Genomic DNA, 20,909 nt, shown 5'->3' with positions numbered 1-20,909 from the left:
CGGAGGCTCTCGCGCCGCCTTGATCCACGAAGAGTGGCCCGGGGCGACACCAGCACGCCCGCCAGGTCCGCACAGACAGGAACTACCTTAAGTAATCGCGCCGTGGCGGTACGGCACGCCGGGCGGGGCCGCAGACTGAGGTCCTGTCGGGTTAGGTCTGCCTGCTCGTTCGGGGGGATCGGTGCGCCGCAACCAGCAGCACGCGCTCGCCGTCCAGGCGACCTCGCCCAGCGCGCCCCGCCCCGGCGAGGCCCCGCCCGGCGAGAACCGGTCTGGCGGGAACCCGGGCGGTGAGAACCAGTCCGCGGAGAACCCGTCCGGCACGCTCCCGACCGTCCCGCTTCCGGCCCAGCAGCCGCTGACGGTGCCCACCCGGGGCGGGCTCACCCTGCCGACCCATCCGACGCATCCGATGGGGGCGGTCGCCGCCGAGCCGCTCACGGACGACGACCCGGAAGAGCTCGGCGACTACCAGCTGATCGGACGGCTCGGCGAGGGCGGGATGGGCACCGTCTACCTCGGCATCGGGCCGATCGAGGCCGGGCAGGCGGCCGGCGGGTCGGCCGTGATCGGCGGGCCGGCCGTGGTCGGCCCGGACGGGATCGACGGCGAGCTGCGACTGGTCGCGATCAAGATGATCCGGCCGGACCTCGCCCAGCTGCCCGAGTTCCGGGAGCGGTTCCTGCGCGAGGCCGACGTGGCCCGCCGGGTCGCCCGGTTCTGCACCGCCGAGGTGCTGGAGGTCGTCGACCCGCCGAACGGGCCGCCGTACCTGGTGACCGAGTACCTCGACGGGCTGACGCTCACCCGTGCCGTGCTCGCCGGCGGCCCGCTGCGCACCGGGGACCTGGAACGGCTGGCCGTGAGCGTCGCCGCCGCGCTGACCGCGATCCACGGGGCGGGCCTCGTGCACCGCGACCTCAAGCCGTCGAACGTGATCCTCTCCGCCCTCGGCCCGCGGGTCATCGACTTCGGGATCGCCCGGGCCGCCGACGCGCACGGCGTGCTCAGCCACGACGTCCTGCGGATCGGGACCCCGGCGTTCATGTCGCCGGAGCAGGCCAACGGCCAGCCGGTGACGGCGGCGGCCGACATCTTCGCCTGGGGTGGCCTGGTCACCTACGCGGGCACCGGCGTGCTGCCGTTCGGGGACGGGCCGACGCCCGTCCAGCTGTATCGCGTCGTGCACCTGGAACCGAACCTCGAGGGCCTTGGCCCCGCGCTGCGCCCGATCGTCGCGCAGGCGATGAGCAAGGACCCGGCCGAGCGCCCGACCGCGCAGGAGCTGTTCCTGCGCCTGGTCGGGATGGGCCCGCCGACCCACCCCGACCCGGCGGTGAGCCGCGCCATCCGCGCCGGCACCCTGCCGGCCCAGCCCGCGCGGGGCACCCCCGGCGAGGTGCCAGCCGACGCCGCCGTGGGCGGCGGGCACTCCGGCGACGACCACGCGGCCTCCGAGGGCTGGCCGCCGGAGGCCGCCGACCAGGCCGGCGCCGGCGGCGCCCAGCCCGCCACCGGCCCGGGCGCCGCGGCGGCGGGCGGCATCCCGACGGCGCGCGGCGACCAGGCCGCGGGCGACGGCCCCGCGACCGGCGGTGCCGCGGCGCGGGGATCGGAGGGGCGCAGAGCCAGGGCGCGAGGGATCGCGGCGCGGCGGGCGGAGGCGGAGGGCTTCGAGGCAGGAGCAGCGGAGGCGGAAAGGGCGGCCGACGCCGCCCGCGGCCGACGCGCCCGGCTCGCGGCCGTGCTGCGCGCCCAGCTCCGCCCCCGCGCCGACACCGAGGACCTCGCCTCGCGGGATGGCCCCACCCCGCGGCCGGTGGACGCCACCGACGGGCGGCCGGCGCGGGTCTGGCGGGACCGGATCCGGCACGCCTCCCTGTTGATCATGCCACTGCTGGCCCTGATGCTGATCATCATCCTGATCCCGGTGGTACTGCGCAACCAGCCCGGGCCGAGCCCGACGCCGGCCACGGTCGCCGCCGGTATCGCCGAGTCCGCCGACCAGGTCCGCTCGGCCGACCCCGAGCTCGCGGCCCGCCTCAGCCTCGCCGCGTTCCGGATCAGCCCCAGCCCGGCCACCCGCGCCAGCCTGCGCACCTCGTTCGCCGACACGGCGGCGACGAACCTGACCGGCCACACCGACTCGGTCCTCGGCGCCGCGGTGAGCCCGGACGGCAGGCTCGCCGCGACCACCTCCGCGGACGGCACCAGCCGGCTGTGGGCGCTGGCCGACCTGACCGACCTCTCCCGGCCCGCCATTCCCAGGCCGCTGGCGGTCACGCGCGGGCACGAGGGGTGGGTCACCGCCGCCGCGTTCAGCCCCGGCGGGAACCTGCTCGCGACGGTCGGCCACGACCGGACGGCGATCCTCTGGGACATCCACGACCCTGCCCACCCGGCCCGGGTCGCGACGCTACGCGGCCACGAGGGCTACGTCGTCTCCGTCGCGTTCAGCCCCGACGGTGCCCGGCTGGCGACCGCCGGCCACGACAACACCGCCCGGATCTGGGACGTCCACGACCCGGCGCGCCCGGCCCAGCTGGGCGTGCTCAGCGGCCACTCGGGCTGGGTCCGGCAGGTCGCGTTCGGCCCCGACGGCCGGACGCTCGCGACGGCGAGCGCCGACCACACCGCGCGCCTCTGGGACGTCAGCGACCCGCGCCGGCCCCGCGCGGAGGCGACGCTCACCGGCCACAGCGACTATGTGTGGGCAGTGGCCTTCAGCCCCGACGGCCGGCAGCTCGCGACCGGCGGCTACGACGGCACCGCCCGGCTGTGGGACGTCACCGACCCCGCCCACCCCCGCGCCGAGGCGACGCTTTCGGCCGGCCTGGACTGGGTGCTCACCCTCGCCTTCGCGCCCGACGGCCGGACGCTGGCCACCGCCGGCCGCGACGGCGCCGTCCACCTCTGGGATCTCACCGTCCCCGGCGAGCCCACCTCCGCCGGCCGGCTCGCCGGCCACACCGACTGGGTCCAGTCCGTCGCGTTCACCCCCGACGGCCAGGCCCTGATCACCGCCGCCGCCGACCACATCGCCCGCGTGACACCGCTGGACGACCCCACCCTGCTGGCCACGGCCTGCCGCGGCGACGCCCACCAGCTGGACCCCACCCGGTGGCGCCGCTACCTGCCCGCGATCCCCTACCGCCAGGTCTGCTGACGCGCCAGGTCCGCGCCCGTGGTCGCGGCGGATCCACGGTCGGAGCCGCTCACCTGCCCGCGGCCGCCGGCCCGGTGGATCCCGTCAGGCAGGGCGGTCGGGGTTGTGGTGCCGGCCTGGGGCGCGGTGGCGGGGCTCCCGGCGGTCGGCGATGAAGGAGCCACCCAGCCGGCGCCGCATGGGGACACCGGAACGGTCGAACAGGGGCGGCTGCCCTGGGGCGCCCAGCTCGGCCGGCTGGCCCGGCGCGCCCGGCTGGACCGCCGAGCCGGGCGGGAGCGCCTGGCCCGCCGGGATCGGCTGGCCGGGATGGATCGGGGCGGCGGGCGGCGGGGCGGGCGGCCCAGCACCGGGAGGGGGCGGGAACAGCGGGGGTGAGGGCGGGGACGGCGGGGGTGGGAACGGCGGAGGTGGCGGAACGGGGCGCGACAGGCCTGGCGCCGGCCCGGCGGGCGGCACAGCGGGGCCTGGCGGCGTCAGGAGCACGCCGCCGGAGCCCGCGGCGGGCGGGACAGGAGGCGGCGGCGCCCACGCCGCCGAGCTCGGCGGCGGCGGCCAGGGCCCCCGGCTGTCGGGGGTCCACAGCCCGGGGGTGGGCTCGCCACGGCCGTCGGCCAGCAGGTCCGCGCCGCCGCCGTGACCGCCGGGACGAGACAGGCCAGGCCCGGCGCCGTCCAGGCCCACGGCCTCTTCCGGAGCGGCAGCCGTCGTTCCCGGGCCGGCCGCCGTTCCCGAGCCGGCGGGCAACGCGCGGGCCGCGCCGCCGCGGCCCGGGCTGGCCGTCTCCCCGGGCGGGAGGGCGAGCGGGCCGCCCGTGGCGTCGGTCTCCCCCGCTTCCCGCCGGCGGCGCTCCTCCTCGGCGAATCTGGCCCTGGCCTGCTCGAGGCGGCTCGGGCCGCGGCGGAGCCGGGCCCGCAGCTTCGAGTCGGCGGAGCGGGCGGCGGCGACCAGGCGAGGCTCCTCGAGCCGGGCGTTGAGCGCGTCGGCGGTCGCCGCCCGCTCGGCCGCGAGCGCCCGTTCCAGCTCGGCGATCCGGTCGGTCTTCTCCATGTCCGCGGCGACCAGCCGCAGCCGCTCGACCTCGAGGCGCTCGAGCTCGGCGTGGTGCAGGCGGGCGAGGGCCAGCGCCTCGTCGCGCAGCGCGACCACCCGCAGGTACAGGTCGAGCCGGTTGCGTTCCAGCCGGACCAGCAGGGGGTTGGCCACCCAGGGGGCGAGCAGCTCGGCGATCCTGGCCGCGTACGGCGCGCGCCGGTCGACGACGATGCCGAGCCCGAACACCGGCGCGACGGTGAAGAACCGCAGCTCGGGATGGCCGGCGACGAACTCCTCGACCGCGGTGCGCACCCCGTTGCGCGGCCCGCCCTCGGCGAGCGCCCAGGCGAAGGCGCCGTCGCCGCGCAGCCCCCGGCCGACGACCGCGTCGGGCGAGGCCAGGGTGACGCCCGCGTCCCAGGAGTGCGGCTGGAGGTCGGCGTCGGTGAGCCGGTCGGGGGCGGTGTACTGGTCGCGCCGGCCGGTGGGCCAGCCGACGTCGTGCACGACGACCAGCGGGAACGTGGTGCGGCCGAACTCCTGGACCGCGTCGTCGATCGCGCCGAGCGTGCCGAGGACGGTGGCGTAGTTCGCGTCGGCGTCGACGAGGTAGGCGTCGGTGGGGGTGTGCCCGTCGAGGGCGGCGGCACCTCGGTCCCGGACGACCTGGATGTCGAGGCCACGCCCGGCGGGCGGGACACGGCCCGGCTCCGGGTCGGCGACGAGCAGGCGGCCGCCGCCGCTGGAGCGCAGCAGCTCGACGAGCAGCGCCGTCGTCGCGCCGCGCTCGGTGCCGAGCAGGCTGATGCTGCGGACGGTCGCCGCGGCGAGCAGCGGCAGCCAGACCTCCCGCAGGTCGACGACGGAGCGCAGCAGCAGCGGCGGCTCCCCCTTGGCCGCCGCGGCCGGGTCGTAGGCCACCAGGCCGGGGCCGCCGCTGTAGACCGCCAGCTCCCCCGCGGCGGGGCCGCTGGGGCTGGCGGAGGCGAGGTCGGCGAAGCTGGCGCGCAGCGCGCCCTCCCCCGGGCCCGGGGGCCCCGCGGGCTGGTCCGGGGCCGGGGGCGTGGGGGCCCCGGTCCTGGCGGTGGCTGAGCGGACGTAGGGGCGGGCGGAGAGCGCCGACGGCGAGATCGGCAACCCGCCCGGCTCGCCCACCGCCCCCCCGGTCGCCGTGTCGCTCACCGAAGGCCTCCCAGTTGTCGCATCACCCGGCGGGCGGCCCGGCGGGGTAGTTGCGGCCCCGTACCCGGGTCCGCCGCCGTGGGCGCGGGGGCGACCACGGGGTCCCCCCGGATCCCCATCCACCCGAAGGCGAACTCGACGTCGATCGCGTACGTGCCGCCCAACTCAGGCATGCCAGGCAAAACCAGGTTGTAGACCAGCTGAGGGTCGTCGTCGAGGATTTCAGCCAAGTTGGGCTGTAGTAGTCGAAGCCCCACCAGCCCCAGAACAACACCGCGCCCACGGTTATCCAAACCGGTTCCGCCGGCGCCGCCGACCGCGATACTGCCGTTTTCAAAATGGGTGGACTCGAGCGAACCCGGGCCCTCGAACGCCGTAATCGTGATCCTGCGGGGCTTGCCGGCGCCAACGATGTGGAACTCGAGAGTCAACCAGTCCAGCCGCAACAGGCCTCGCCGGCCGGCCGGGTCGACCCGGACCCGGCGGGCACCGACCGCGTCGACCCGAAGCCGCACCAGCGACAGCCCGTCCCGGCCGGCGTACGGCATGGCGGTGGCCTTCGGCCCATGGGCGAAGTCGGCGCCGGTGTCGACGTACACCTCGACGGGGCCGGCCGCGGCCGGCGCGGACAGCTCCCGGGGGTCGACCCCGGCCGCGGCGGCGAGCTCGGTGACGAGCGCCAGCGGCCGGTTGGCCACGGCGGCGACCGCCGCCGGCCAGGCCGCCTCCCGCAGCGGCAGCTCGGCCAGCCCCGCGGGGCTCAGGTAGGGCACCCGGCGGATCAGCTCGGCCGGGAGCAGCCCACGCCCGCCCCGCTCGGCCGGGGCCGCCTCGGCCTCCCGGCTCGCCGACCTCCCAGATCCGCTTCGCGGATCCGGCGGGAACCCTGCCGCCGATCGGGCACCGGCGGAGACCCCTGGCGCGCCACCCTGGTCCGCGTCGCCGGCCGCGCCCGCTTCGCCGTCGTGCCGCCAGGCGCCGAACGCGGAGGCCTCCGCGGCCGTCGGGCGGGCGACGAACCGGGTCAGGGTGCGCAACAGCGCGAGCCGCGCCCCGTCGCCGCACAGCGACGGCAACGCGCTGTCCAGACCGTCGGCGTTCTCGGCGCGCCGGTGACGCAGCCACTCGTCCTGGAAGGCACGGATGCCGGCCTGGGCGGCCGCCCGCTGCGCGAGCTGCGTGCGACTGGCCCGGCCGAGACCCAGCAGCGGGGCCCCCGTCTCGTCGAACGAGGCCAACGCGCCGACGTCGGCCATCGCCACCTGCTCGACGACCGCCGGGGCGCGCAGCAGCTGGCCGGCCAGCCGCGCGGGCTGACCGGCCGAGGCGAGGTAGCCCTCCATCCGGTGGCCGGCGAGCCGGTGGGCGTGCGCGGCCGGGCCGGTCGCCAGGTACAGGCCGACGGGGACGGCCTCCCGGCCGGTGGCGGCCAGCAGCCGCGCGAGCAGCACCTGGGTGGCCCCGTCCCAGCCGAGGTCGACGAGCACCGCCGGCCCTCCGTCGGGCAGCCGCTCGTCGAGGTAGCGCAGGAACCGTTCCCGCAGCCGCTCGGCCGCGAGCACGATCTCGCCGCGGACCCGGTCGTCCCCGGACAGCGTCGTCAGCAGCTCGTCGAGGACCTCGTCGAGCAGCCCGGCCGGCATGTCGAGCCGGCGTCCCATGAGCGCGGAGATCCCGGGCACGGCCGTGAGGTCGACCCGCAGCCGGCGCAGCAGCGCGCCGACGGTGCCGACCGGGCTTCCCGCCGGATCGGCGAAGCCCAAGGTCCCCGCCCGATCCGGGGTCCCCGCCCGGTCGGCGGCAGGGTTCCCGCCGGATCCGCGAAGCGGATCTGGGAGGTCGGCGATCGGGGAGGTCTGGAAGCCGATCGGGGGAGCCTGCTGGGAGGTCCGGGAGTCGGCCCGCCAGGCCCGGCCGCCGGCCGGGCCCGCGCCGGCGTGCGCGAGGAAGGCCCGCAGCTCCGCCGGGGACGCGTCGAAGACGTTGGCCAGCGCGCACACCTCGCGCGACGCCCACAGCGGCCGGGCGGTGACGCCGGCGTCCCGGCCCGGTCCGGCGAGCAGGCTCGCGACGAGCTCGCCGGACCGCATCACGCAGAAGACCTCGGCGGCGCCGAGCTCCTGGGACCGCTCGACGACCCATTCGGCGAACCCGGTGAACACCGGGCCGAACACGGCCGCCCCGGTGTCCCAGAACCGGCGCAGCGCCGAGGGGACCGCCGCGGCGTCGGCCCGGTGCAGGGCCCGGGCGCGCAGCGCGGTCAGCCCGAAGTCGCCGTACTCGGGGTCGACCGGGATGGCGTCGTCCGGGTCCCCGAGCAGCCCCTCGGCGGCCAGCGTGGCACGCAGCCCGGCGGCCGCCTCGCCGCGGCGGACGACGATCACGTTCGGCCCGGCCCCGCCCGCCAGCCCGGCCGCGCCGGCCGCCCGCGGGTCCGGGCCCTGGCCGGTGACGGGATCGCCCGCCACGTACATCAGGCGGCAGGTGGACGCGCCCGCGGTTCCCGCCGGGCCGACGCCGGCCCGGGCGGCGCGCACGTGCCCGAGCAGGCCGTCCACCGTTCCCACCCCCACGTCGGCGGAGGTGACCACCCCGGCGATCGGGACGCCGGCGAGTTCGGGACGGGCCAGCAGCCGCTCCACCTGGGCCGCGGACAGGCAGGTGTCCGCGACGAGGTAGACCGGCAGGCCCAGCTTGAGCGCGGCGAGCTCCACCAGCTCGGCGGCGGCCAGGTCGACCCGGTGGGCCGCCCGCAGCACGGCGAGCTCCGCCTCGACCAGGTAGTCGAGTTCGCCGGCGCCGGGCAGCGCGGGGCGCAGCAGCGCCCACACCTCGTCGAGACGGGGGCAGCCCCGCCCGTCCGCGCCGCCCCCGGAGCCGCCGCGAGCGGTGAGCACCCGCCGCCGCGCGTCGCGCTCGGCGAGCATCCGCAGGTGGGCGAACTGGCCAGCTGTGACGCCGCCCGGCAGCCGGCCCGCGGCCGCCAGCCGCTCCCCCAGCAGCCAGAACACGTGCGCGGGCTCGGGGACGAGCCGCCACAGCAACGTGTCGAACACGTCGACGACGAGGGCGTCCGCGCCACCCGACCCCAGATGCGACCAGACGTGGGCCAGCGGCGCGTCGGTGAACAGCCTGGTCACCCCCCGGTCGACAATCTCGTGAAGCCGTGCGACGGCGGGCCCAGCGGCGGGCGGTCTCCGGCGAGCTGGCTGGCTCGGGACTCCGCCGCCGACCGGTGCCGGAGCAAGCGGGCCCCGATACTATGAACCGCCTCCCAGGCTCCGCCCACCGGCGTGGGCGGCACCGCGGGCGGTGGGCCAGCCGTGCGCCCGCCATGCTGTTCCGGTGCGGCGCCGGTGCCCGGGTTCCCGCCGGATCGGCGACAGGGTCCCCGCTGGATCGGCTCGCCGATCCAGCGAGTCGGCGATCCGGGGGGTCCGCGGGGTGACGGAGGCGCGGCACACCACCAGCATCAAATCGGGCGTCACCCGCCTCGGCGGACCCAACCGGGACCATGGCACGATCGGGACAACAATCGGGGCCGCTCCCATGGCGGGTGGCGGTTCCGCGACGTCCATGGTCCGGCGTCGTAGAGGGTCGAAGAGGAGCCGAGGAGTGCAGCTCGCAGGTGCTGGCCCCGCCGCTGACCGGACCTCCCAGATCGGCGCAGCCGATCCAGCGGGAACCCCGGGCGGCACGGCCGACGCGTCCCCGGCGCCACCAGCGGGGTCGCCCCCGATGCCGCCGGCAGGATCTCCCCCGGTGAGGACCCCGCCGCCACGCCGGCCAGGTTCGGGGCCGCGGCACGCCGCCGACGGCCCGCTGGCCAGGCGGTCGCGGGCGCAGAGCCGGGTCCGCTGGGAGCTGCTGGCCAGCCTGATCCGCAAGGATCTCAAGGTCAAGTACAAGGGCTCCACGCTGGGTTTCGCCTGGTCGCTGGCCAACCCTTTGCTGCTGCTGGTCGTCTATACGTTCGTGTTCCAGGTCGTGTTCAAGTCGGGCGTCCCGCGCTTCGGCATCTATTTCCTCGCCGGGCTGCTGGTCTGGAACGCGTTCGCGCACAGTGTGGCGACCGCCTGCGGCAGCGTCGTCGGCAACGCGAACCTGGTGAAGAAGGTCCGTTTCCCGCTGCCGGTGCTGCCGCTGTCCGCCGTGGGCTTCGCCGCCGTGCACTTCGTGCTCCAGCTGCTGGTCCTGGTCGTGCTCATCGCGGCGCTCGGTTACCCGCTGCTCGGCGGCGGGCTGCTGCTGCTGGTCCCCGCCGGCGCGGTCGCCCTGGTGTTCACCATCGGCATGGCGATGCTGGTCTCGGCGCTGTCCGTCCGGTTCAAGGACACGCCGCACCTCGTCGAGGTGGCGCTGATGGGGTGGATGTGGCTGAACCCCATGGTCTACGCGTTCGGGATGATCCAGGACCGGCTGCAGGAGTACACCTGGCTCTACCTGCTCAACCCGATGGCCATCGTGGTCGCCACCTTCCAGCGGGCCCTCTACATCGACGCCACCACCACCAAGGCCGACGGCTCGACGCTGCGGATCCTCGCCGACCCGGGCTACGCGTTCTATCTCGAGCACCTGGCCGCCGCCGGCGCGGTCTCCCTGGCCGTGCTGGGACTCGGCATCTGGGTGTTCCGCAAGCTGCAGGCCGACTTCGCCGAGGACCTCTAGTGGCTCAGACCTCTCCTTCGTACTCCCCCTCGGCCACCACGACGACGGGCCCGGCCGGTCCGGCCGGCCCGGCCGCCGGCGGCGGCAACGGGGCGAACGCCAGCATCAGCGCCGGCGCGCTGCCCACGGGCGGCGCGAGCGCGCGCGGCGGCACCGGCGCGACGGGACCGACCGTGATCCGAGCGCAGGGCGTCAGCAAGAAGTTCGTCTCCTACCACAAGCGGGCGACCAGCCTGAAGGAGATGATCGTCCGACGCGGCGGCCTGTCCGGCGAGGACTTCTGGGCGCTGCGGGACGTCAACGTCGAGATCAGCCGTGGGCAGACCGTCGGCCTCGCCGGCGCGAACGGCTCCGGCAAGTCGACCCTGCTCAAGGTGCTCGCCGGCATCCTGCGCCCGACCAGCGGCCGGGTCGAGGTGAACGGCCGTATCGCCTCGCTGCTGGAGCTGGGTGCCGGGTTCAACGGCGAGCTGTCCGGCCGGGACAACGTCTACCTCAACGCGTCCCTGCTCGGCCTGACCAAGCGGGAGACCGACCGGCTGTTCGACTCGATCGTCGACTTCGCCGAGCTGCGCCACAAGATCGACGACGAGGTGAAGCACTACTCGTCCGGCCAGTACGTCCGGCTCGGCTTCGCCGTCGCCGTGCACGTCGACCCGGACATCCTGCTCGTCGACGAGGTGCTCGCCGTCGGCGACGAGGCGTTCCAGCGCAAGTGCCTCGCGAAGATCGACGAGTTCCGCTCCCAGGGCCGCACGATCCTGTTCGTCACCCACTCGCTCGACCTGATCGAGAACATGTGCGACCGGGTCGTCGTGCTCGAGTCCGGTCGGGTCATCCACGACGGCGCACCGGCCATCGGCACCAAGCTGCTGCGTCAGCGGCTCGGCAGCTCGCCGACCGAGGGCTCGGGCGCGTTCAGCCAGGCCACCGTGCGGCCCGAGACGGTCACCTACAGTTCGACGCCGGGCGGGCCCACGGAGATCTCCTACGATCCGGGCGATCCACTGACCATCACCGTCGGGATCGAGGCCTCCGCGGGCTGCCCGCCGCGCGTCGGTGTGCGCTGCGTGGCCGTTGGCCAGCACGAGATCCCGATCTGGGTGATGGAGACCCCCGCGGGGGGAATCCCGATCACGCCGGGCTTCTCGTTCCTTGACTTCACCATCGACCGGCTTCCGGCGCTGCTCGGGGCGTTCGCCGTCCGGGTGGAGGTCGTCGACCCGACGACCGGTGAGCTGATCACCTCCCGTCGCTTCCACGACCTGTTCGGGATCAGCGGCTCACACGCCGAGGGCCTGGTCCATGTCAGCTACGAGGCGAGGCCAAGGGCATGACCCACACCGACATCGAGCCGCGCGGCGCCGTGACCGTCAGCACCCGCACCGCGCCCGACCGGACCTCTCCACGGGCCTCCCGGACCGGGTCCGCCGACCAGGGAGAGACCCGGGGGCCCGCCGTCCCGGCCCTCGGCGACACGGACGGCGGCCGGCCCGGCTCGGGCTGGGGCGACCGGCCGCTGGTCACCATCGTGATCGTCAACTGGAACGGCGCGCACCTGCTGCCGCCGTGCCTGGACGCGGTCGCCAAGCAGAACACCGCCTTCGGGTTCCAGACCTGGGTCGTCGACAACGCGTCCAGCGACAACTCCCGGGCACTGCTCGCCGAGCGCTACCCGTGGGTGCGGGTGATCGAGTCGCCGGCGAACCTCGGCTTCGCCGGCGGCAACAACCTGGCGCTGCACCAGGTGAACACCACCTACGCCGTGCTGCTGAACAACGACGCGGTGCCGGAGCCGGACTGGCTGGCCAACCTGCTCGCCCCGTTCGACCAGCCGGGCGGCGACAAGCTCGGCGCGGTCACCGGGAAGGTCGTCTTCCTGCCCCGCTTCCTGCGGCTGCGGCTGGAGACCCCGACCTTCTCCCCGGGCCCGCACGACCCGCGCTCGCTCGGGGTGCGTATCTCCTCGGTGACGGTCAACGGCCGCGAGGTGCTGCGCGAGGTGCTCTGGGAGAAGCTCACCTTCGGCGCCGAGGGGCCGCCGACCGCCCCGTTCTTCTGGACGCGCGGCAGCGGCGAACTGCTCGTCCCCGTGCCCGAGTCCGGCCAGGTCCGGCTCGGGCTCACCTGGGCGGCCGAGACCGCCAAGACGGTCATGCTCAGCTGGGATGGGCATTCCGGTCCGGCCGACGGCGGGCCCGGCTGGGCAGCCGCCGACGGCGGCGCCGCCCGGTTCGCCGCGTTGCCGGTGGCCGGCACCGAGTCGAACACCGTCTCGGTGACCATCGACGACACCGCTCCACGCGTCGACGTCATCAACAACGTCGGCGGGATCGTGCTGCGCGACGGCTACGGCGCCGACCGCGGCTATCAGGAGGTCGACACCGGCCAGTTCTCGAACCCGGAGGAAGTCTTCACCGCCTGTGGGAACGGCATGGCCATGCGCACGGCGCTCGGCCACGACCTCGGCTGGTTCGACGACGACTTCTTCCTCTACTACGAGGACACCGACCTGTCCTGGCGGATCCGCTCCCGGGGCTACAGCATCCGCTACGTCCCGGGCGCGGTGCTGCGGCACGTCCACTCGGCCTCCAGCGTCGAGTGGTCCCCGCTGTTCGTCTTCCACACCGACCGCAACCGGCTGCTCATGCTCACCAAGGACGCGACGCTGCCGCTCGCCGTGTCCGCGGTGGCCCGCTACCCGGTGACGACGCTGTCGATCGCCGTGCGTACGCTGCGCCAGGCGTGGCGGTCGCGCAGCCGGCCAGCCGTGCGGCCGACGCTGCTGCGGCTGAAGGTGATCGGCTCCTACCTACGGCTGTTCCCGACCATGGCGGCGCGGCGGAGGGAGATCGGCCGCACCGCCAGCGAACGACGACGCTCGCTGCAGGACTGGCTGGTGGCGCGATGACCGATCATTCCCACGAGTACGGCCGGCGCTCCGGCCGGCGCGAGCCCGACGGCCACGACGCCAGCCGCGACGGCGACGGCTGGTTCGAGCAGGGCGCGTTCGAGCAGGGCGGGTTCGACGAGGCCCGGGGCGGTTCGGCGGCGGGCCAGGGATGGACGGCCCGCTCCGAGCCGCGGGGCGGGGACCCGCTCGGGCTGGACCCGTTCCCCCCACCGCCCGCGGCGGGCGAGCCGATCAGCTTCGACCCGCAGGACCCGCTGGGCCTCAGCCGGCTGGGTTCCTACGACCTGGAGCCGCTGTCCCCGCTGGACGGCCCCACCCGGGTGGACGAGTCCGCCCGGCCGGCACCGCTGGACACGCCGCGCCCCGACGCGTTCGCCCGGCGGCTGGACCCGTTCGGCGATCTCGAGCCGCTCCCGCCGCTGGAGCCGTCGCCGCGGCGGGCGTCATCGTGGGCCTCGGCGGCCCACGGCGCGGACGACCTGCTGGAACCGCTCGCGCCGGCACGCCCCGCCGACCGAGCCGACCGAGCCCGTCCCGCCGGGACGGTCCGGGCCACGCCGGCCGCCACCGGCCCGGCGGCGCCGATGGAAGGCCAGGTCATCGACCGCGCCACCGGCCGGCCGATCGACCTGCCCGACCGGGCCCCCTTCGCCGGCACCGGAGCCGAGGTCCACACCAGGCCAGGCCCGAACACCGAGCAGACCCGGCCAAGCCACGGCCCCGCGCCGCTGGACCTTCTCGGCGCCGGCCAGGCCGGCACCGCCGAGGCCGTCGGCGCGGACGCCGAGCACGGCGCGGCCGAACCGTCGGCGGTGACGGCCGGCGCCGGCGCGGACGACGTCGTGGCCCGGCGGGACCGGCCGGACGGCGGCACCCGCTGGGACCCGCTGTCCGACGACCTTCCCGAGGACCTCGCGGCCGGCCTCGCCGCCGAGCCGACGCGGACCGACGACCTCCTGACCGGTCACCAGCTGTTCTGGCCACGCACCTCCCAGACCGGCGACCTCCCGGACCTTCCCGATCAGCTTCGCTTCGGCGTCGACCCGCCCGCCGCCGGCACGCCCGCGTTCACCGAGCCGGACACGAGCACGATCTCGCGAGCGGGCATGTTCGGATTCCTCACCGACGGCCCCGACGCCCAGCCTGTCGGGCAGACGCCGGCGGAGCGGGTGCCGGTCGAGCGCATCCCGGTCTCCGGCGGCCCGGCGGAGGGCTCGATCCCTGGCGGGCGCGACCCGCTGGACGACCTGGAGTTCACGCCCTTCCCCTCCCCGGACAGCCTCCTCGCCGAGCAGGCCGGCCCCGCGGACGGCTTCGGCTTCGACGCCGGCGTCCACGACCTCGTCTCGCCGGGCGGCCTCGACGAGCCCGGCCTCGACGGCGGCTATGGCCCCCTCCTGGATCCTGTTCCCGCCGACCCCGCCGCGGCGGACCTCGTTCCCGCGGACCTTGCCTTCGATGACGCCACCGTCGTCGACTCCACCGTTGTCGACTCCACCGTTGTCGACGCGGAGACCATCGACGCCGGCGACCTCGCGTTCGACGACGGTCGGGTGTTCGCGCGGGACGCCGGCGTCGTCGACGAGAACGCGCCGTATGCCGTCGGCGCCTTCGACGACGGCCAGGTCTTCGACGACGGGCTGGTCCTCGGCGACACGGAGATCCTCGGAGACGCGGAGATCCTCGGAGACGCGCGAGTCTTCGGAGACGCGCGGCACCTCGGCGTCGACCAGCCGCCTGGCGCCGGCCAGTTCCCCGTGGGCGGCGACTTCCCGCCGGTCGCCTCGGTCGACGACGTCGTCGGCATGGGCGGCCACGCGGACCTCGCCGCGTACGACGGCTCCGCGGGCGTCCCGCCCGAGGAGCTCGCGCTCGGGGCCCCCGACGGCTCCGAGCACCTCACGGCGACCGACGAGCCCGCGACGGCCGACGAGCTGACAACGACCGACGAGCTCACGACGGCCGACGAGCTCACGACGGCCGAGGACCTCGCCACGGCTGACGGCCCGGAGCGAGCCCACGCCGTCGGCGCGGTCGGCACCGCCGGTGCCGTCGACGGAAGCCCTGACGGCGACCAGCTGGTCGAGGACGTCCTCGAACCGGTCGACGAGCCCCCGGTGCGCCTGTCCGTCGTCGGGGCCGCGGCGGCCCATGCCGACGAGCCGTCCGCGGCCGGCGAGCCGGCCGGTCCGGACGAGGACCAGGACGGCCTCGTCAACCCGACCGCGCCCGTGCGTCCGGACCACCCGTCCGAACGGGCGTTCATGACGTACTCGGGCTTCGCCGGCGAACGCCGGCACGTCGGCTTCCAGATCGGCTCCCTGCCGACACCATCCGTACCGGAGCGGGGAGTGCCGAACCTGGTCGTTCCACTGCCCACCGCCGCCCAGGCGCGCGCTGGTGACGACGACCTTGGTGAGGACCTCACCAGAGACGACCTCACCAGCGACGAGGCCACCGGCGACGAGGCCACCGGCAACCCGCCAATCGCCAGTGAGCCGGCCCTCCGCGGCCCGGTGACGGACATCCGCGCACTCGCCGACGCCTATCGGGTGGCGGACGGCGCCCCGGACGACGCGCTCGGCGCGGACCCCACCGACGGGACCGGCGCCGACGAGGCCGACACGGACGGGGCCGACCCGGCGCCGGCCGCCGTCGGCGCCACGCCGAGCCCTGAGCCGGCGACCACCGGCCTGGGGCGGCGGGTGCGGGCGGCCGTCTACAACCGGTTCTGGCATTCGATGGGCGGCGGCGAGCGCCACAACGGCATGATTGCCCAGGTTCTCGCCGCAGACGGCGCCGAGGTTGACATCCTCGGCCACTCCGACATCGACCTCGCCGAGGTCGGCCGGCACCTCGGGCTGGACCTGTCCGGCTGCCGCTACGTCCGGATCCCGGACCGCGGCGAGGAGGACCTGTCCGTCCTGTCCACCGAGTACGACCTGTTCGTCAACGGCTCCTACATGAGCCGGATACCGACCCGGTCGCGCCGCGCCGCCTACCTGTGCTTCTTCCCGACCCCGTTCGACCACGACATGGCCGCCTGGCGCAAGGCGGCGGTCCGTTCCGCCGGCCCGCTGCTGCGCGGCGTGCGCCCGGCCATCGACTTCGGCACCGGCTGGTTCCCGCCGGAGGGCGGCAAGATCCGGCAGTGGCGCTGGTCGTCCAGCAAGGCGGTGCTCGCGATCTCGGCGGGCACCCAGCGGACGCTGCGCGCCGACTTCGGCCGCCCCGGCGCCCCGGCGGGCACCTCGCTGCGGGTCGTCGGCCCGGGCGGCGACACCCTCGCCAAGATCGACGTCGGCGCCGAGTTCGCCACGCACGAGATCCCGCTGCCCGACACGGAGGTCGGCATCGAGATCACGCTGCTCTGCGACACCTTCACCCCAGGCCCCGCGGACATCCGCGAACTCGGCTTCGCGATCAGCCGGCCGCGGATCTCCGACGTCGCGGATAGCCCGCTGGCCAAGGTGGCGCTGCGCTTCCCCTGGCTGCTGCGCGACCCGCACGACCTGGCCTGGCTGGACCGCTACGACGTGGTGATGGCCAACTCCGACTACACCCGCACCTGGATCCGGCGGATGTGGCGGCAGGAGGCCGACATCCTCTACCCGCCGATCCAGGTCGACCGGCTGCACCCGGCGCCCGTCCGGGAACGCACGATCGTCACCGTCGGCCGGTTCTTCGCCCCCGGCCTGGGGCACGCCAAGCGCCAGCTCGAGATGGTCGAGTGGTTCGGCGAGCTGCACGAGGCGGGTCACCTGCCCGGCTGGACGCTGCACGTCGTCGGCGGCATGGAGGACTCGCAGAAGCCCTACGTGAAGCAGGTCAAGGACGCGGCGCACGGCCTGCCGGTCGAGGTGCACCCGAACGCGCCACGGGCCGACGTGGAGAAGCTGGTGTCCACGGCGTCGGTCTTCTGGTCCGCGACCGGCTGGGGTGAGGACGAGCGGCGCCGGCCGTGGACGGCCGAGCACTTCGGGATGACGACCGTCGAGGCGATGGCCGGTGGCTGCGTGCCGGTGGTCATCGACCGCGCCGGCCAGCGCGAGATCGTCCGGCACGGCATCGACGGCTTCCGCTGGACCGAACCCGCCCAGCTGATGTCGTTCACCCGCCGGCTCGCCACCGAGGACGACCTTCGCCAGCGGCTCGCCGACGAGGCGGCGGCCCAGGCCCAGCGCTTCTCCGACGCGGCGTTCGCCGAGCGCTGGCGGGCCATCGCCGCGCGCCACCACCTGTACGAAGGCTGACGCTCCTGAGGCAGGCAGGGCCGCGCTCGGCCTCCCATCACATTGACCGGGCGTCCGTGGGGCGCCAGAACGTAGGCGACAGGTGAGCGCGGACGCGGGCAGACCTGCCGGGTCGGCTTCCGAGCCTGCCCGATCGGCGGCGCCGATCGGGCAGGAGTCCCGGATCCGGCAGGAACCCCGGCCACTGCGGGTGGTTCTCGACGCCACCCCGCTGCTCGGGCAACGGACCGGCGTCGGGCGCTACGTCGAGAACCTGTTGGCCGCGCTCGCCGACCTGGTCGGCGACGAGGCCCTCGGGCTCATCCGTGAGTTCGGCGCGCTCGCCCCGGGCAGCGGGGCCGTCGACGCGGCTGGCGCCTCCGCCGGCGCCCGCTCGCCCCGCGCCGCGGGGCCGGACGGGCCGACCGGGCCGGCGCTGGCCGCCCGGGCCGGCAACGGGCGCCCGCCCGCCGGGGCGGCGCTCGCCGCTCCCGCCCGCTCGCTGGACCTCGCCGCCACCGCGTTCACCTGGCGAGGACTGGCCGGTCTCGCCGAGGCGCTGCCGCCGGGCGTCGGCTCGGTGGCGCGGCGAGCGCCGGCGCGGCTGCTCCAGGAGTCGTGGGTTCGCGGCGACCGGCTCCCCGCCGAGCTGCTCGTCGGCCACGCCGACGTCGTGCACGCCACGAACTTCGTCCTCCCGCCGCTGCGCGCCGCCCGTGGCGTGCTCACCATCCATGACCTGTCCTACCTGCGCACCCCGGACACGGTCAGCGAGGCGTCGGCCCGCTACGCGACGCTCGTGCCGCGTGGCCTGCGCCGAGCCGCGGCGGTGATCACCCCGAGCCAGGCCATCGCCGAGGAGGTGATCGCCGCCTACCGGCTCGACCCCGACCGGGTGACCGCGACCCCGCTCGGCGTCGACGGCCGCTGGTTCGACGCGGCGCCGCCGAAGCCGGAATGGCTGCGCGAGCGCGGGTTCCCCGAGCGCTACCTGCTGTTCGTCGGCAACGCCGAGCCGCGTAAGAACCTCGGCACGTTGCTGTCCGCGCTGCGCGGCCTGCACGGCACCTATCCGGACATCCCGCCGCTGGTGCTCGTCGGCCCGCCTGGCTGGGGCCCGGCGCTCGACACGGCGGGCCTGCCGGCCGGGGCGGTCCACGGCGCCGGCTACCTCAGCGAGGCCGACCTGCGTACCGCCGTCGCCGGCGCCGTCGCCCTGTGCTTCCCGTCCCGCTACGAGGGCTTCGGCCTGCCTCCCCTGGAGGCGCTGGCCGCCGGCACCCCGGTGATCGCCGCCGACATCCCGGCGGTGCGCGAGGTGACCGCTCCCGTCGTCGGCACCGCCGTCCGCCTCGTCCCGCCGACCGACGTCGACCGTCTCGCCGACGCCCTCCTCGACGTCATCGACGGCGGCTACGCCGGCCTGTCCGACGGCCTGGGCGGCGTCCGCCGGTCGGGCGCCGTCGACGCCGACCCGCGCGAGATCGGCCGCCGCCACGCCCGCGCGTTCACCTGGCGCCGCACCGCCGCCCTGACGGCCGCCGTCTACCGCCGCGCCGCCGGCTCCTGACTCCCGCGGCTCCAGGATCGGTCAGGCCGTCCGCGTCACCGATGACGCGGCCCGTCCGGCTGATCCTGGGAGCGCGGGGCGACGGGCGAGCCGACCGGCGTCCGGGAAGCCGGGGCCTGCGCCGGCAGGGACGTCGCCGAGGCGGAGGCTCCCGAGAGTTCGGTGGCATCCGAGAGTTCGGTGGCCCCTGAAAGCTCGGTGGCCCCTGAGAGCTCGGTGGGCTCGTCGGCGTGGATGTAGCGGCCGCCGCGGAGCAGGGAGGCGAGGGCGGCCACGAGGCTCATCGCGATCGCGAGGCTGAAGACGATGACCAGGCCGTCGTGCAGCGGGCCGGAGATCAGTTCCGGGAAGTACTGCTTTCCGGTCAGTTCGGCGACGTCAGCGGGTGGCAGGGTGCTCAGGGTCTCGTGGCCGACGAGCGTCTCAATCGGGTTGTAGCCGAGGAATGCGGCGAACAGGCTGCCAACCGGGGGCTGGGCCGCGACGTCGGCCGCCACGTCCGCGGGGACGCCGCGCGCGGTCAGCCCGTCGGTCAGCGTCCGCGGAAGGCTCGAGGCCAGGCCGGCGACCATCAGCGAGAAGAACACGCCGATGGACAGCACGCTGCCCGAGTTCAAGAAGGTACTGCGCATACCGGACGCCGAGCCCCGGGCCGAGGCCGGCACCGAGTTCATGATCGCCGTTGTGTTGGGTGCCGCGAACAGCCCGGAGCCGATACCGATGAGCGCCAGCAGCGCGGCGAACGCGAAGTAGTCGAAGTTGATCGGCAGGAACAACAGCCCGAAGAAACCGACGGCGGTCAGCGTCAGGCCGCCGGTCGAGAACACCCGGGCGCCGAACCGGTCCGACAGCGCTCCGGACATCGGACCCGCGGTGATGAAACCGATCGTCAGCGGCAGCATGTAGATACCGGCCCAAAGCGGGGTTTCTTCGTAGTCATAGCCGTGAAGTGGCAGCCAGACGCCCTGCAACCAAATGATCAGCATGAACTGGAGGCCGCCGCGAGCGATCGCGTTCAGCAGCAGCGCCAGGTTGCCAGCGGTGAACGCCCGGATCCGGAACAGCGTCAGGCGAAACATCGGCTGGGCGACCCGCGTCTCGACGACGGCGAACGTCGCGAGCATCGCCGCGCCGCCGATGAGCGCCGCGAGCACCGCCGGGTTGGTCCAGCCCATCATGTGGCCGCCGTAGGGCTGGATGCCGTAGGTCACGCCGGCCAGCACCGCCGTGAGACCGATGGCGAACGTCAGGTTGCCCAACCAGTCGATCTTCGCAACGACCCGTCGGCCGTTGTCACGCAGGCTGATGTATGCCCAGACGGTGCCGACGATCCCGATCGGGACGTTCACCCAGAAGATCGCGCGCCAGTGCCACTCGGACAGCACACCACCGAGCACCAACCCGATGAACGTGCCGGACAGGGCCGCGACCTGGTTGATCCCCAGGGCCGTGCCGCGCCGGTGCGCGGGGAACGCGTCCGTGATGATCGCCGCCGAGTTGGCCGTCAGCATGGCGCCGCCGACGCCCTGCACGACCCGCATGACGATCAGCCAGATCGCGGCGCTCGACCCGGTGAACGGGGTGAGCGCCAGCGCCGCCGACGAGACGGTGAAGATCGCGAATCCGGCGTTGTAGATCCTGACCCGGCCGTACATGTCGCCGAGCCGGCCAAGCGAGACCACCAGGACCGCGATGACCACCATGTAGCCCATCAGTAGCCAGAGCAGGTAGCCGATGTTGCCCGGCGCCAGCGGGTCCAGCCCGATCCCCCGGAAGATCGCCGGCAGCGAGATGATGACGATCGAGGCGTCGATGGTCGCCATCAGGACGCCCAGCGTCGTGTTCGACAGCGCGATCACGCCGTAGTGGCGGCCCCGCGCGGCGGTCGGCCCGGCGCCGTCGTCGGCGGCCGGGGTGGCCGAACTGGCTGGTACGGGCGGCCCCGCGATCATCTCGTGCTGCTCCCTCCGGCCGTCTTCCGATCTCGCCGCGCCGTCTTCCGGTCCTGCTCGCGGCGGCCGCATACTTGCTTAACACAAGCTAACGACCCCGGCAGCCGATCCGGAATGCGCAGTCCGGTTAGGCTCCCGCTGGTCACGGGGAGGGACACCCAGCGGAAGAGGCCGTCGACGGACGGCGATC

At 75.2% G+C, this 20,909-nt stretch carries 9 protein-coding genes; 6 read left to right on the top strand and 3 right to left on the bottom strand.

Annotated elements, in window-relative coordinates; genetic code table 11:
• Window positions 1-181: 181 nt before the first annotated feature.
• On the top strand, window positions 182-3,166 hold the full coding sequence (locus tag I6A81_RS11390; RefSeq protein WP_307874592.1) for a WD40 repeat domain-containing serine/threonine protein kinase: 2,985 nt from the start codon (window positions 182-184) through the stop codon (window positions 3,164-3,166).
• An 84-nt stretch (window positions 3,167-3,250) separates the two neighbouring features.
• Here the strand turns inward: I6A81_RS11390 and I6A81_RS11385 are convergent, their stop codons facing one another.
• Together I6A81_RS11385 and I6A81_RS43210 are read right to left on the bottom strand one after the other, a co-directional pair.
• Window positions 3,251-5,383: a class I SAM-dependent methyltransferase gene (locus I6A81_RS11385; protein ID WP_203010171.1), complete on the bottom strand. Its 2,133-nt coding sequence runs from the start codon at window positions 5,381-5,383 to the stop codon at window positions 3,251-3,253.
• Complete coding sequence (locus I6A81_RS43210) at window positions 5,380-8,514, bottom strand: haloacid dehalogenase (RefSeq protein ID WP_238430675.1); 3,135 nt, start codon at window positions 8,512-8,514, stop codon at window positions 5,380-5,382. The genes I6A81_RS11385 and I6A81_RS43210 overlap by 4 nt, the downstream gene beginning before the upstream one ends.
• A 607-nt stretch (window positions 8,515-9,121) precedes the next feature.
• On the opposite strand from I6A81_RS43210, the gene I6A81_RS11375 reads away from it, so the two are divergent.
• The 5 genes from I6A81_RS11375 to I6A81_RS11355 all read left to right on the top strand — a co-directional run bounded on the left by I6A81_RS11375 (window position 9,122) and on the right by I6A81_RS11355 (window position 18,767).
• Complete coding sequence (locus I6A81_RS11375; protein WP_203006671.1) at window positions 9,122-10,051, top strand: ABC transporter permease; 930 nt, start codon at window positions 9,122-9,124, stop codon at window positions 10,049-10,051.
• Complete coding sequence (locus tag I6A81_RS11370; RefSeq protein WP_407661287.1) at window positions 10,051-11,388, top strand: ABC transporter ATP-binding protein; 1,338 nt, start codon at window positions 10,051-10,053, stop codon at window positions 11,386-11,388. Before I6A81_RS11375 ends, I6A81_RS11370 begins: the two co-directional genes overlap by 1 nt.
• Window positions 11,385-12,962, top strand: a complete 1,578-nt coding sequence (locus tag I6A81_RS11365; protein ID WP_203006670.1) for a glycosyltransferase — start codon at window positions 11,385-11,387, stop codon at window positions 12,960-12,962. The genes I6A81_RS11370 and I6A81_RS11365 overlap by 4 nt, the downstream gene beginning before the upstream one ends.
• On the top strand, window positions 12,959-17,218 hold the full coding sequence (locus I6A81_RS45500; protein WP_307874589.1) for a glycosyltransferase: 4,260 nt from the start codon (window positions 12,959-12,961) through the stop codon (window positions 17,216-17,218). Before I6A81_RS11365 ends, I6A81_RS45500 begins: the two co-directional genes overlap by 4 nt.
• A gap of 184 nt (window positions 17,219-17,402) precedes the next feature.
• Window positions 17,403-18,767, top strand: a complete 1,365-nt coding sequence (locus I6A81_RS11355; protein WP_238438183.1) for a glycosyltransferase family 4 protein — start codon at window positions 17,403-17,405, stop codon at window positions 18,765-18,767.
• A 35-nt stretch (window positions 18,768-18,802) separates the two neighbouring features.
• On the opposite strand, the gene I6A81_RS11350 is transcribed toward I6A81_RS11355, so the two are convergent.
• A complete protein-coding gene (locus I6A81_RS11350) occupies window positions 18,803-20,719 on the bottom strand; it encodes an MFS transporter (protein WP_203002557.1) in 1,917 nt (638 codons plus the stop codon).
• Window positions 20,720-20,909: the final 190 nt, after the last annotated feature.

Origin of the sequence: Frankia nepalensis, assembly GCF_016786325.1 — a bacterium.
GTDB lineage: Bacteria > Actinomycetota > Actinomycetes > Frankiales > Frankiaceae > Pseudofrankia > Pseudofrankia nepalensis.
Note: the sequence above shows the minus strand (reverse complement) of the source record. Positions and strands in the feature narration are given on the sequence as shown.

Excerpts from the sequence above, each read along its gene's own strand:
- I6A81_RS11375 (WP_203006671.1), top strand. The coding sequence starts at position 9,122 with ATGCCGCCGGCAGGATCTCCCCCGGTGAGGACCCCGCCGCCACGCCGG.
- I6A81_RS45500 (WP_307874589.1), top strand. The coding sequence starts at position 12,959 with ATGACCGATCATTCCCACGAGTACGGCCGGCGCTCCGGCCGGCGCGAG.
- I6A81_RS11350 (WP_203002557.1), bottom strand. The coding sequence starts at position 20,719 with ATGATCGCGGGGCCGCCCGTACCAGCCAGTTCGGCCACCCCGGCCGCC.
- I6A81_RS11365 (WP_203006670.1), top strand. The coding sequence starts at position 11,385 with ATGACCCACACCGACATCGAGCCGCGCGGCGCCGTGACCGTCAGCACC.